General features: G+C 72.5%; 13 protein-coding genes. 6 read left to right on the top strand and 7 right to left on the bottom strand.

The window, feature by feature from the left end; translation table 11 throughout:
• Positions 1-96 precede the first annotated feature (96 nt).
• On the top strand, positions 97-744 hold the full coding sequence (locus WFH25_RS12210; RefSeq protein ID WP_336697858.1) for a TetR/AcrR family transcriptional regulator: 648 nt from the start codon (positions 97-99) through the stop codon (positions 742-744).
• A 127-nt stretch (positions 745-871) separates the two neighbouring features.
• The gene (locus tag WFH25_RS12205; protein ID WP_336697857.1) at positions 872-1,399 is read left to right on the top strand and encodes a YbhB/YbcL family Raf kinase inhibitor-like protein; all 528 of its coding nucleotides are present in this window, start codon (positions 872-874) and stop codon (positions 1,397-1,399) included.
• A gap of 70 nt (positions 1,400-1,469) precedes the next feature.
• Here the strand turns inward: WFH25_RS12205 and WFH25_RS12200 are convergent, their stop codons facing one another.
• Positions 1,470-3,743 carry a polyribonucleotide nucleotidyltransferase gene (locus WFH25_RS12200; protein ID WP_071295422.1) on the bottom strand — a complete coding sequence of 758 codons (2,274 nt, stop codon included), beginning with the start codon at positions 3,741-3,743 and terminating at the stop codon, positions 1,470-1,472.
• 279 nt (positions 3,744-4,022) lie between these two features.
• Between WFH25_RS12200 and WFH25_RS12195 the strand changes: the two genes are divergently transcribed.
• On the top strand, positions 4,023-5,216 hold the full coding sequence (locus tag WFH25_RS12195) for a coiled-coil domain-containing protein (protein ID WP_309888057.1): 1,194 nt from the start codon (positions 4,023-4,025) through the stop codon (positions 5,214-5,216).
• Here the strand turns inward: WFH25_RS12195 and WFH25_RS12190 are convergent, their stop codons facing one another.
• From WFH25_RS12190 to WFH25_RS12170, 5 genes are all read right to left on the bottom strand, one after another.
• Positions 5,217-6,131 carry an FAD:protein FMN transferase gene (locus WFH25_RS12190; protein WP_336697856.1) on the bottom strand — a complete coding sequence of 305 codons (915 nt, stop codon included), beginning with the start codon at positions 6,129-6,131 and terminating at the stop codon, positions 5,217-5,219.
• A gap of 2 nt (positions 6,132-6,133) precedes the next feature.
• Positions 6,134-6,424: a hypothetical protein gene (locus tag WFH25_RS12185; protein WP_336697855.1), complete on the bottom strand. Its 291-nt coding sequence runs from the start codon at positions 6,422-6,424 to the stop codon at positions 6,134-6,136.
• A 107-nt stretch (positions 6,425-6,531) separates the two neighbouring features.
• Positions 6,532-7,182, bottom strand: coding sequence for a CE1759 family FMN reductase (locus tag WFH25_RS12180; protein WP_336697854.1), 651 nt, complete (start codon positions 7,180-7,182; stop codon positions 6,532-6,534).
• A gap of 138 nt (positions 7,183-7,320) precedes the next feature.
• Positions 7,321-7,590 (bottom strand): 30S ribosomal protein S15, encoded by a 270-nt coding sequence (gene rpsO / locus WFH25_RS12175; protein WP_070416523.1) that lies wholly within the window; start codon positions 7,588-7,590, stop codon positions 7,321-7,323.
• 102 nt (positions 7,591-7,692) lie between these two features.
• Positions 7,693-8,139, bottom strand: a complete 447-nt coding sequence (locus WFH25_RS12170) for a VanZ family protein (protein WP_175473608.1) — start codon at positions 8,137-8,139, stop codon at positions 7,693-7,695.
• 112 nt (positions 8,140-8,251) lie between these two features.
• Here WFH25_RS12170 and WFH25_RS12165 point away from each other — a divergent pair, with 112 nt between their 5' ends.
• Genes WFH25_RS12165 through WFH25_RS12155 form a run of 3 tightly spaced genes read left to right on the top strand, consistent with a single transcriptional unit; the run spans position 8,252 to position 10,683 of the window.
• A complete protein-coding gene (locus WFH25_RS12165) occupies positions 8,252-9,298 on the top strand; it encodes a glycoside hydrolase family 6 protein (protein WP_336697853.1) in 1,047 nt (348 codons plus the stop codon).
• Positions 9,299-9,332: 34 nt separating this feature from the next.
• Positions 9,333-10,382 carry a M4 family metallopeptidase gene (locus WFH25_RS12160; protein WP_336697852.1) on the top strand — a complete coding sequence of 350 codons (1,050 nt, stop codon included), beginning with the start codon at positions 9,333-9,335 and terminating at the stop codon, positions 10,380-10,382.
• A gap of 28 nt (positions 10,383-10,410) precedes the next feature.
• Complete coding sequence (locus WFH25_RS12155; RefSeq protein ID WP_336697851.1) at positions 10,411-10,683, top strand: protealysin inhibitor emfourin; 273 nt, start codon at positions 10,411-10,413, stop codon at positions 10,681-10,683.
• Between the two features lie 182 nt (positions 10,684-10,865).
• Here WFH25_RS12155 and WFH25_RS12150 read toward each other — a convergent pair whose 3' ends face one another.
• Positions 10,866-13,109 carry a HelD family protein gene (locus WFH25_RS12150; RefSeq protein ID WP_175473609.1) on the bottom strand — a complete coding sequence of 748 codons (2,244 nt, stop codon included), beginning with the start codon at positions 13,107-13,109 and terminating at the stop codon, positions 10,866-10,868.

Here is a 13,109-nt window from a genome sequence, read left to right as displayed (position 1 = left end):
CTATATTCCGATCCGGTGGCTCGGGACATCAGTCCTCGCGCGGCACGAGTCCCCCCGCTCCGCCGCGGAGCCGATGAGCCCAAGGAGAGCCACGCTGTGACGGTCGATTCCCCCCAACCGACCGTCCAGCGTCTCCCTGGCCCGAGCACGAACCTCGCGTCGCCGGACGGGTCGAGCGTCCCCCCGGCTCCCCGTTCCGGCGGCGCGAAGGTCCGGATCCTCGAGACCGCCACGCGGCTCTTCTACGAAGAGGGCATCCACGGCGTCGGCGTCGACCGTCTCATCTCCGAGGCGAGCGTCACGAAGGCGACGTTCTACAAGCACTACGGGTCGAAGGACAACCTGATCCTGGCCTACATCCGGACGCAGCACGAGCGCGTGCAACAGCGGATGGAACAGCTCATCGCCGATGCCGGCTCGCCCGAGGCAGCCGTCCGGGCCTGGGTCACGGCCCTCGCCGACGAGGTCAACGACCCCGACTTCCGCGGCTGCGCGTTCCTCAACGCCGCCGCCGAGTACCACGACCCGCGCGACCCCGTGCGCGAGGTCGTCGCGACGCACCGCGACTGGTACACCGAGCGACTGGCCGACCTGCTGCAGGAGTCCGGCCATACCCTGCCGGGCGACGGTGCGGACGAGCTCATGCTCGCGCGCGACGGCGCCATGTCCGGCGCGTACGCCGGTGACGCGATCGCGGCGACGGCGGCCCTCGGCCGCGTCGTCGAGCGCGTGCTCGCCGCCTGACGACGCACGTCGCGTCGACGAACGCGACCGTCTGTCGGCCTGGAGGCACGGGTCGGCCCCGCACCGCGCCTCCCGTCCGCCGGTGGGCACCGAGCGACATCCGAGCACGCGGGTGTTGGCTGGGGGCATGGCCAACGACCCCAACTGGAACCTCCCCGAGGTCCCGACCTTCACCCTGACCAGCCCCGACTTCACCGACGGCGGCGTGCTCCCGACGTCCGCCCGCGGCACCGACGTCGGCGGCGAGGACCGCTCCCCCGCGCTCGAGTGGTCGGGCGCTCCGGAGGGCACGCAGAGCTTCGTGCTCACGGTGTACGACCCCGATGCCCCGACGGGGTCCGGGTTCTGGCACTGGAGCCTCACGGACGTCCCGGCGTCGGCGACCTCGCTGCCGGCCGGTGCCGGGACCGACGACGCGCTGCTCCCCGCCGAGGCGCTGCGCCGCCGCAACGAGTTCGGCACGGACACGTTCCTCGGCGCGGCACCGCCCGCCGGGCACGGGCCGCACCGGTACTTCTTCACGCTGAGCGCGCTCGACGTGCCCGTCCTCGAGGCGCCCGCGGACGCGACGCCCGCCGTGGTCGGCTTCGTGCTCCGCGAGCACCTGCTCGGCCGCGCGCAGCTCGTCGGCACCCAGGAGACCCCCGCCGCGTAGTCCCGCAACGGCGAACGGCCGCCGCCCCGGAAGGGACGGCGGCCGTTCGTGCGTCAGGACGCGGGAGGGATCAGCCCTCGGCCGGGGCCTCGGCGTGGGACTCGTGTCCCTTGCCGCCCTCGGTGTCCACCTCGTCGGCGACGACCGGCGCGAGCGACAGCTTGCCGCGGTCGTCCACCTTGGTGACCTCGACCAGGATCTTCTGGCCGACGCCGAGGACGTCCTCGACGTTCTCCACACGCTTGCCACCGGCGAGCTTGCGCACCTCGGAGACGTGGAGCAGACCGTCGCGGCCCGGGAGCAGCGACACGAACGCACCGAACGTGGCGATCTTGACGACCGTGCCGAGGAACTGGTCCCCGATCTCCGGGTTCGTCGGGTTCGCGATCGCGTTGACCTGGGCGCGAGCGGCCTCGGCCGACGGACCGTCGACGGCGCCGATGTACACGGTGCCGTCGTCCTCGATCGAGATGTCGGCGCCGGTCTCGTCCTGGATGCCGTTGATCGTCTTGCCCTTCGGGCCGATCAGCTCGCCGATCTTGTCGACGGGGATCTGCACCGAGATGACACGAGGAGCGGTGTCCGCCATCTCGTCGGGGGCGTCGATCGCCTCGTTCAGCACGCCGAGGATGGCCGAGCGGGCCTCCTTGGCCTGCTTCAGCGCGGCGTCGAGGACCGACGACGGGATGCCGTCGAGCTTCGTGTCCAGCTGGATGGCCGTGACGAAGTCCGAGGTGCCGGCGACCTTGAAGTCCATGTCGCCGAGCGCGTCTTCGGCACCGAGGATGTCGGTCAGCGCCGCGTAGCGGGTCTGGCCGTCGACGGTGTCGGAGACGAGGCCCATCGCGATGCCCGCGACCGGGGCCTTGAGGGGCACACCGGCGTTGAGGAGCGACAGGGTCGAGGCGCAGACGGAACCCATCGACGTCGAACCGTTGGAGCCGAGGGCCTCGGACACCTGACGGATGGCGTAGGGGAACTCCTCGCGCGACGGCAGCACCGGCACGAGGGCGCGCTCGGCGAGGAAGCCGTGCCCGATCTCGCGACGCTTCGGCGAACCGACACGACCGGTCTCACCCGTCGAGTACGGCGGGAAGTTGTAGTGGTGCAGGTAGCGCTTCTTCGTGACGGGCGACAGCGAGTCGATCTGCTGCTCCATCTTGAGCATGTTCAGCGTGGTGACGCCCAGGATCTGGGTCTCGCCGCGCTGGAAGATCGCCGAACCGTGGACGCGCGGGATCACGGCGACCTCGGCGTCGAGCGGACGGATGTCGGCGAGGCCGCGACCGTCCATGCGGACCTGCTCGGTCAGGATCCGGCCGCGGACGACCTTCTTCGTGACCGACTTGTAGGCACCGCTGACCTGGCCGTTGGCGCTCTCGGGGAGCTCGCCGGCCGTCACCTTGGCGGCGATGGCCTCCTTGACGCGGGCCTTCAGGGCGTCGTCGGCGTCCTGACGCTCGAGCTTGCCGGCGATCTTGTAGACGTCGCCGAGCTCGGACAGCGCGATGGCCTCGACCGCGTCGTAGACCTCGGGGGCGTACGGCGGGAAGACCGGGTAGTCCTGGATCTCCTTGGCCGACTGGGCGGCCATCTTCGCCTGCGCCTCGACGAGCTGCTTGAGGAACGGCTTCGCCGCCTCGAGCCCCTGCGCGACGACGGCCTCGTCGGGCTTGGTCGCGCCGCCCTGGATGAGGTCCCAGCTGTGCTCGGTGGCCTCGGCCTCGACCATCATGATGGCGACGTCCTCGTTGCCGGCCTCGTCCGTGACGACACGTCCAGCGACGGTGAGGTCGAAGACGGCCTCGGCGAGCTGCGACGCCTTCGGGAACGCGACCCACTGGTCACCGATGAGCGCGAGGCGCACACCGGCGATCGGGCCGGAGAACGGCAGACCGGAGATCTGCGTCGACGCGGACGCGGCGTTGATCGCGAGCGCGTCGTAGAACTCGTCCGGAGCGATGCTCAGGACGGTGATGACGATCTGGACCTCGTTGCGGAGGCCGTCGACGAACGACGGGCGCAGCGGCCGGTCGATGAGGCGGCAGACGAGGATCGCCTCGGTGCTGGGACGGCCTTCACGACGGAAGAACGAACCGGGGATCTTGCCGGCGGCGTACGAGCGCTCCTCGACGTCGACGGTCAGCGGGAAGAAGTCGAACCCTTCACGCGGGTGCTTGCCGGCGCTGGTGGCCGAGAGGAGCATGGTGTCCTCGTCGAGGTACGCGGCGACCGCGCCCTGCGCCTGCTGTGCGAGCCGACCGGTCTCGAACCGGACGGTGCGCTTGCCGTACTTGCCGTTGTCGAGAACGGCCTCGGCGAACTTGATCTCGGGACCCTCCAAAAGGGTGCCTCCTTGATGTGTTCGGCAGGCTGGGGCCACGGCACCCGATGGTGCGTGCGCGCCGAAGGGATCGGGACGCATGTCTGGCCAGCAGTAGAAGCACTCGGGAAACCGTCCGGCCCGCGAGCCACCACCGATGACCAGCTCCGTGCCCGGCCTGCGCAGTGTTTGTCGTAACGCCCGGGGAAACGGTCCCTGGACGTGATGGACTTTACCAGTCCTCAGGGATTCGGCGGCGAGGCTCACGGCGAACCGGAGTGTCCTCGCTAGCCTGCTGCCATGCGCCTCACCCCCTCCCGGGGCTGGTTCGTCGCGGCCGCAGTGGTCGTCGGCGCGCTCGTCGCCCCCGTCGTCACCGCTGTCCCGGCGAACGCGACGGAGTACCCGAGCTGGCAGGACGTCGAGCACGCGAAGGGCAACGAGCAGACCAAGAAGGCCGAGGTCGCCAAGGTCCAGGCGGCGCTGGAGTCCGCCCAGCAGGCCGCAGCCGTGAAGTCGCAGGCCGCGCTCGTGGCGTCCCAGCGTGCGGACGCGGCCGAGTCGGCACTGGCATCGGCCACCCAGGCCGCCACGAGCCTCCAGACCCAGGCGGACCAGGCGGCGAAGACCGCGGACCGCGCCCAACAGCGCGCCGGCCAGCTCGCCGCGAACCTCTACCGCGACGGCAGCTCGAGCCAGATGACCACGCGCATCGCGACGGCGAAGGACCCCTCCCAGCTGCTGTACCAGCTCGGCGCGCTCGACCAGCTGTCGTCGACGTGGGCCGGCGTGATGGACGACGCCTCGGTCGCCGCGAGGACCGCGTCCTCGCTGCACGACCAGGCCACCCGTGCCGAGGACGAACGCGCCGACCTGGCCGACGCCGCCGAGACGAAGGCGAGCGCGGCGAAGGACGCCGAGGCCGCCGCCGACGCCGCGGTCGACGACACGCAGCAGCACAGCGACGAGCTGTACGCCCAGCTGGCGTCGCTCAAGGACACCACCGCGAAGACCGAGCAGCGCTACCAGCTCGGCGTGCAGGTCGCGGCGCAGAAGGCCGAACAGCAGCGGAAGCGCGAGGAGGCCGCCGCGGCGGCAGCAGCCGACGCGGCACCGAGCCCCGCCGTCCCGTCGACGAGCGGCGGCGGTTCGTCCTACCCGAGCACGGGCGGCGTCGTGGTCGACCCGGCGGGTGCCCAGGCCTACGCCCGCAGCGCCATCGGGTCGTACGGGTGGGGGTCGGACCAGTTCTCGTGCCTGGTGTCCCTGTGGACGCAGGAGTCCGGCTGGCGTGCGAACGCCCTGAACGTCTCGAGCGGGGCGTACGGCATCCCCCAGTCGCTCCCGGCGGAGAAGATGTCCGTCGCCGGCGCGGACTGGCGCACGAACGCGGCGACCCAGATCAACTGGGGCCTCGCCTACATCCACGACGCCTACGGCTCGCCGTGCGGGGCGTGGAACCACGAGATGAGCGTCAACCCGCACTGGTACTGATCAGCCGTCGTCGGCGGGCCAGCCCCCGATCCGTACGACGGTGCCGTCCGCAGCGACCAGGCGTGCCGCGCGACCGCTCCGCCGGAGCATCTCGGTGGCACCGTGTCCACGGACGACCGCGGCGGTCGTCATCGTGTTCGCCGTGACGCACGACGGCGCGACGACGGTCACCGAGCGCCAGACCGGTTCGGCCGGCAGCCCCCACCGCGGGTCGAGGATGTGGTGCCGGGCGTGGCCGTCCTGCTCCCACCGGCGCTTCTGGGTGCTCGAGGTCGCGACGGACCAGCCGGAGGCGATCCGCACGTGGTCGGCGGGATCGTCGTCGAGGTCCTGCACCCGGACCTGCCAGCCGCCGGACGGGTCGGGCCCGGCGGTCGCGACGTCCCCGCCGAGCGAGACGAGCGCGCCGATGCCGAGGCGGGCGGTGATGCTCGCCGCGGCCATGTCGGCAGCGGCGGCCTTGGCGGTGGCACCGAGGTCGAGCGTGACGCCCTGGGGCACGCGCAGGAAGGTGCCGGACAGCAGGACCCGCTGCCACGCCGGGCGGCCGTCGAGCGCTCGGGCCACGGCTTCGGGCGTCGGCACGGGTGGGGCGTCGGCGAACGCGGCGTCGTAGCCCAGCGACGCCATGCGGGCGCCGAGGGTCGGGTCGACGTCGCCGTCGGAGGCACGTGCGGCGTCGAGCGCCTGGTGCACGAGTGCGGCGAGGAGCGGGGAGACCTCGGCGCCGCGCACGAGGTCGGCGGCGCGGGCGACGAGCTCGGAGTCGCTGCGGAAGCGGCTGCACGCCGCGTCGACAGCGGCGGTGACCTCGACGACGCACGCCCGTGCGGCGGCGAGGTGGCGGCGGTCACGGTGGTCGAGGACGACGCGGGCGGTGGTGGTCCAGAGGTCCCACTCGGCTGCGGCACGCACGGTCACGATCCCGCCGTGGTCGCGTCCGAGGAGCCGGAGCCGCCGGTCGTGCCCTGGCTCACGCCCTGGTCGGTCGAGGTCCCGGCGTCGGTCGAGGTCCCGGTGTCGGACGAGGTCCCGGAGTCCGTCGAGGTCCCGGCGTCACTCGTCGACGAGTCGGCCGAGCCCGTCGTGGCCTGCTCGTGCCCGAACCACACCCCGGCCCCGGTCAGCGCCGCGACCACGAGCCCGCCCACGCTGACGAGCGCACTCGTCGTCCAGCCGGGTCGCCGGCCGTTGCCCCTGGCGTCCATCGGTCCTCCTCGTCGTCACGATCCGTCGTCACGACGAGGTTCCCGAGCCGACCGGTGAGCGGGCCGGGCAACGGCTGCACCCCCGCCCGACGACCCCTGTGGCCGGCCTAAGAGCGCACGGCCGAGTGGCCGAGCCCACCGAGCAGGGACGCGAAGTCCGCCGTCGCGGGGAGCGCGTCGGCTTCCTGCGGGGTCCGACGGGAGGCGCGGATCGCCCAGGCAAGGTCCTCACCGGCCCGGCGGATGCGACCGTCCAGTGCGGCCGAGTCACCCTCGCTCCCCCAGTCGTCGGTGGCGGCGAACACACCGGTGGGGACGACCGCGGCGCGGAGGTACGCGAACACCGGACGCAGCGCGTGCTCGATCGCGAGCGAGTGCCGTGCGGTGCCGCCGGTGGCTCCGAGCAGGACCGGCATGTCGGCGAGCGAGTCCTTGTCGAGCACGTCGAGGAACGACTTCGCCAGACCGCTCACGCCGGCGGTGAAGATCGGCGTGACGAACACCACGGCGTCGGCCTCGACGACCGTCGCCATCGCGGCGGACAGCGCCGGTGCGGCGAACCCGGTGAGCATCGCGTCGGTGATCTCGTGCGCCAGCGGACGCAAATCGACGTGCAGGACGTGCGCCGCGCCTCCTGGCAGGCCGGGCGGGCTCGGTGCGGCGAGCGCCGCGATCGTGGCCTCGCCCAGGCGGTCGGCGAGCAGGCGGGTGGAGCTGGGCTCGGAGAGCCCGGCGGAGACGACGGCGATGGTGGTCATGGTGAGTCCCGACTTTCGATGCGTTTGCATGAACATCGTACCCAACCGCACGTCCCCCGCAACCATTCCCGGGGAACGGAGAACGCCCCGGTCCTCGTGTGAGGGCCGGGGCGTTCGGTCAAGCCGTGGGTCGGTCGACTAGCGACGCAGGCCGAGACGCTCGATGAGCGCACGGTAGCGGGCGATGTCGACGTCGGAGAGGTAACCGAGGAGACGGCGACGCTGACCGACCATGAGCAGCAGACCACGACGCGAGTGGTGGTCGTGCTTGTGCTCCTTGAGGTGCTCGTTCAGGTCGTTGATACGACGCGTCAGAACGGCGACCTGGACCTCGGGGGAACCGGTGTCGCCCGGGTGGGTCGCGTACTCTTCGATGATCTCCTGCTTGACCTTCGCGTCAAGTGCCATGCGTAGATCCCCTTTCAGTCCGTTGCGCGGTGCCCGTGCCTGATGCACGAGCGCTCTTTGTCCGCGGCCGTTCGACGGCAACCGCGCAAGACTACCAGATCGCTAGACGGTCCTGGCGCGCAGCCGACGCCGACGCGGTGCCGGCAAGAGACTGCGGACGAGGCCGACGAGCGTCGCGCCGAGCAGGCCGCCGAGGCCGTTCGACAGGACGTCGCGTGGATCGGCCACGCGGTAGGGCAGGTAGGTCGCCTGCGCGAACTCGATGCCGGTGGAGAGCACGACCGCGACGACCGCACCGAGGATCCACCACCGGCGCGGGAGCCACAGCGCGGCGAGCATCCCCACGGGCACGAACATCGCGATGTTGGCGAGGAACTCCACGCGGTCGTAGCTGAACCACGTGCCGTGCGGGAGCTGCTGCACCCAGGCGATCGCGTGCAGGACGAGGGAGTTCTGCGCCGCCGAGAAGACCTGCGGGGTCAGCGTCATCCGCCAGATCACCCAGGCGTACGCCGCGGTCAGGGCGAGGAGGAGGAGCTTCCGGAACATCCGGCCAGTCTGGGACACGGTCCTGGCAAGAACCGGCGGCGACGCTGGGTGAACGCCCGGCGGGACGGGCCAGGCCTGGGCACGCCGGGGTCGCACCTGCGAGCATGGGCGCATGCCGAGTCTCGAGGGAACCCGTGCACGCCGCAGCCCCGGCCGTCGTCAGTGGACGTGGATCGGGCTCGCCGCGGTCGTCGTCGCCGCGCTCGTCGTGACGCTCGTGCTGGTGCTCCCCCGCGGCACCGAGACCACCGGCAGACAGGTCGCCGAGCGGAAGACCGCGTCCGAGGCGTTCCCCGGCGGCCTAGCGGAGCAGCCCGAGGCCGAGAACCAGCCCGGCAAGCGGGAGTCCGAGGCGCGTGCCGACGGCGACGACACCACGGCCAGGAAGATCGCCGTCATCGCGGACGAGCCGATCGCCACCTGGCTGACGAACACCTCGGTGTCCGAGACGCGCCAGACCATCCGGGACGTCGTCCGCAGCGCCGAGCGGCAGCGGAAGACGCCGGTGTTCGTCCTCTACAACGTCCCGGACCGCGACTGCGGCAGCTACTCCAAGGGCGGGACCGCCGCGGACGAGTACCTGCCGTGGGTCCGGTCGGCGGTGCGGGCCATGGCGGGTTCCCGGGCCGTCGTGCTCGTCGAGCCGGACGCCATCGCCCAGATCCAGGTGTGCAAGCGCCTCGAGCAGGACCGCCTGCCCCTGATCCGCAAGGCCGTCGACGAGCTCAGCGGCCACGGCCTCACCGTGTACCTCGACGGCGGGAACGAGAACCGCGTGCCGACGGCGACGATGGCGAAGTGGCTGCGCGAGGCCGGGGTCGACCGGGTGCAGGGCTTCTTCACGAACGTCTCGAACTTCTACCGGGTCGACCAGGAACGCGCCTACGCCGACCGGCTCGCGGACGCGATCGGCGGCGACCCGCACTTCGTCATCGACGTCTCGCGCAACGGTCAGGGTTGGCGCGGCACGTGGTGCAACCCGGACGGCGCCGGCCTCGGCCAGGCCCCGCACGTCACCCGCGGTTCCACCCGGCTCGACGCGCTGCTGTGGGTGAAGACGCCGGGGCTGAGCGACGGCACCTGCAACGGCGGGCCGGCCGCCGGACAGTGGTGGGAGTCGTACGCCCTCGGGCTCGTGGAGAACCGCAAGCAGGACTGACCGCGGTGTCGGTGCCCGGTGGTTGCATGACGCCATGACCCCGACCGACCGCATCCGATCCGTCGTCCCGCCCTACCTGCTCCGCGCCGTCGCCGACGCCCAGGGCTTCCCACGCGCGGCCTCGGCGGCACGGACGGCGCTGGCGTCGCTCGACAGCGTCCAGCGTCCGAAGCACGAGCACCGGGTGCGTCCGCAGGGCGTGAGCGGCACGGTCGACCGGTCGCCGCAGCGGACCATCTCCGACGCGCACGGCAGCACCACGCTTCCGGGCACCCCGGTCCGGCGCGAGGGCGACCCGGACTCCGGCGACCCCGCGGTGGACGAGGCGTACACGGGCCTCGGCGACACCCACGCCTTCTGGCTCGAGGTCTTCGGCCGGGTGTCGATCGACGGCGCAGGCCTCCCCCTCGACGCCACGGTGCACTACGGGCAGGACTACGACAACGCCTACTGGGACGGCAGCCGGATGGTGTTCGGCGACGGCGACGGCGAGGTCTTCAACCGCTTCACGATCGCGGTCGACGTCATCGGCCACGAACTCGCGCACGGCGTGACCCAGTACACCGCCGACCTCACGTACGAGGGGCAGTCCGGGGCGCTGAACGAGTCGATCAGCGACGTCTTCGGCTCGCTCGTCGCCCAGTACGCCCGACGCCAGAGCGCCGACCAGGCGTCGTGGCTCATCGGCGAGGGGCTCTTCACGCCGGCCGTGCACGGCGTCGCACTGCGGTCGATGCGGGCTCCGGGCACCGCCTACGACGACCCGGCGCTCGGGAAGGACCCGCAGCCCGCGACGATGGCCGGGTACGTCGACACCACCGAGGACTCCGGCGGCGTGCACACGAACTCCGGCATCCCGAACCACGCCTTCTACCTGGCGGCCACGGCGATCGGCGGCAACGCGTGGGAAGGCGCCGGAGCCGTCTGGTGGGACGCCCTCACGTCCGACGCCGTCACCGCCTCGATCGACTTCGCCGGGTTCGCCACCGTCACCGTCGACGCCGCACGCACGCGCTTCGGGGACGGGTCGGCGCAGCACACCGCGGTGCAGGACGCCTGGCGCACGGTCGGCGTGCTCGACTGAGCCGGGCTGCCGGCGTACCGTCGGGGGCATGCACATCGACGTCCGCCGCAGTGGGGGCATCGCCGGCACCACCCGGGGTTGGCGCGTCGACACCGATGCCTGCGACGACCCGGGCGGGTGGTCGGAGCTCGTCGGTGCCCTGCCCCGCGACGCCCCGAATGCCCCTGCGCCGGGCGTCCGCGACGACTTCACGTGGACGATCACCGTCGAACGGACGACGGTCACGATCCCCGGTACCCGCCTCGACGGCCCGTGGGCGGCACTGGTGACGCGCGTGCGAGCCGAGGGCACCCCGACCTGACGGACGTGCGCCGCGCCTCCCGTGCGCTCGCGCGCCCGCTCGCCCGCTCGCCCGCTCGCCCGCTTCGTGAGCAGAAACGGTCGGGTCGCCCGCGCGCACCCGACCATTCCTGCTCACGAAGTGACGCGCGCGGCGCTCACGAAGTGACGCGCGCCGCCCTCACGACGTGACGCGCGCGGCGCTCAGGCGACGTCGACGACGGTCAGGCGGCGCGTCGGGCGCGTCATGGCGACGTACACGGCGGCAGCCGCGCGCGCCGCGTCCGCACCGACCCGCTCCGGGTCGACCAGCAGCACGCCGTCGAACTCGAGGCCCTTCGCATCGGCGCCCGTGAGCACCGTGACGGACCCCGGCCGGGGCGACCCGAGCGACCGGACGTCCACCTCGGTCCGGGCCAACCGCTCGCGGACCGCGTCCACGTCGGCCTCGGGCACGATGACGCCGATCGTGCCGGCGCCGATGTGCTCCCGCTCGCTGCCGACGATCGCGGCGACCGTGTCGAGCACCTCGGCCCGGCTGGACGTGACGCGCACCACGGGGTCGCCGTCGCGCACGGCCTCGGTCCGGGTCACCGCGAGGCCGGCGGCGTCCGCGAAGGCCCCGGCGGCCTCGACGATCGAGCGCGGCGTGCGGTAGTTCACCGTGAGTTCCTCGACGCGGTGCTCGATCGGCACCTGGGGCGCGCGGCCCCGACGACGGCGGGCGAGGGCGCCGACGACGTCGTCCCACGTGCGGGCGGCCCCGGGCGAGGACCCCTGCGCCATGTCGCCCACGATCGTGAACGAGCGGAGCGGGTTCCGGCGGGCGAGCACCCGCCACTGCATCGGGGAGAGCTCCTGCGCCTCGTCGACGACGATGTGGCCGTAGGTCCACTCGCGGTCCTCGGCGGCGCGCTCGGCGGTGGAACGGGGGTCGCCGCCCTCGGCAAAGGAGCCGGCGACCTGCTCGGCGGTGACGATGCCCTCGACGCCCATGTTCTCGATGGCCTGGCGGGCGTTCTCGATGTCGCGGTTGCGGCTGGCCTTCGCCGCACGCTTGGCCGCCCCGCCCGTGGGGTCGAACGGGCCGAGGAGCTCGGCGGCCTCGTCGAGGAGCGGGACGTCCTCGACCGTGAACGCGGCTCCCCGCTCCCGCAGCAGCAGGGCCCGGCGCTCCGGGGTCCAGTGGGGGGTGAGCGAGGCGAGCCAGTTCGGCCGCGCGTACAGGTCCTCGAGGAGCTTCTCCGGCGGCAGCGGCAGCCACGCGGTGTTGAGGAGCACGCGGGCGTCGTACGACGACCGGATGTCCTCGCGCAGGACCTTCTCGTCCGCCTCGTCGACGGTGGTCCCGCGCTGGCGGAGCTGCTCGGCGAGCAACCGCGTCATGGCGTCGAGCGCGGTCTTGTTGAACGTGACGCGGGCGGCGTTGTGGGGCTTCCCGCGGTCCTGCGCACGCTTCATGGCGTCGGCGACGAGCTCGGGCGGCACGACGAGCCGCTCCCCCTCGACGTCGAGCGTGACCGACTCGGTCGGGACGACCTGGCGGGACCGCACCGCGCGACGGAGCAGCTGCGCCATCTCGGCCGAGCCCTTCACCGCGGCGACGTCGCGCTGGTCGTGCTTCGTCGCGTGCACGCCCGGGTAGAGCGAGCCGAGCGAGGCCATCACCACGCCGGTCTCGCCGAGCGACGGGAGCACCTGCTCGATGTAGGTCAGGAACGCCGGCGACGGGCCGACCATGAGCACGCCGGACCCCCGGAGCCGCTCGCGGTACGAGTACAGCAGGTAGGCCGCACGGTGCAGGGCCACGGCGGTCTTGCCCGTGCCGGGGCCGCCCTGGACGATGAGCACGCCCTCGAGCGGGGAGCGGATGATCCGGTCCTGCTCGCCCTGGATCGTCGCGACGATGTCCGTCATCCGGCCGGTGCGCTCGGCGGTGACCGCGGCGAGGAGCGCGCCCTCGCCTTGCAGGTGCGTGCGCTCGTCGTCGTAGAGCGTGGCGTCGAAGACCTCGTCCTCGATGCCGACGACGCTGCGCCCGTCGAGGGTCAGGTGCCGGCGGGCGCGCATGCCCATCGGGTGCGCGGCGGTCGCCTGGTAGAAGGCGCTGGCACCGGGGACGCGCCAGTCGAGCAGGAGCGGTCGGTGGTCGCGGTCCCGCAGGCCCACGCGGCCGATGTAGCGGAACGAGTCCTCGTCGCTGTCCGGCTCGGACACCTCGAGCCGCCCGAAGACCAGGCGGTCGCCGACGCGCTCGAGCGTCGCGATGGTGTCCTCGTAGAGCCGGGCGTACGCGTCGCGTTCACTGCGGCTCTGGTGGTTCCCGCCGACCGCTTGACGACGGGTTTCGGCGAGACGCTGCTCGGCCTCGGCGGTCAGCTCGTCGAGACGGCCGAACAGGCCGTCCACGTAGCCGCGCTCGCGGTCGATCTCGGTCGGTTCTGACAC

Origin of the sequence: Curtobacterium sp. USHLN213 (genome assembly GCF_037144815.1) — a bacterium.
In the GTDB taxonomy this organism is placed as follows: Bacteria; Actinomycetota; Actinomycetes; order Actinomycetales; family Microbacteriaceae; genus Curtobacterium.
This window is presented reverse-complemented; position numbering and strand designations above follow the sequence as displayed.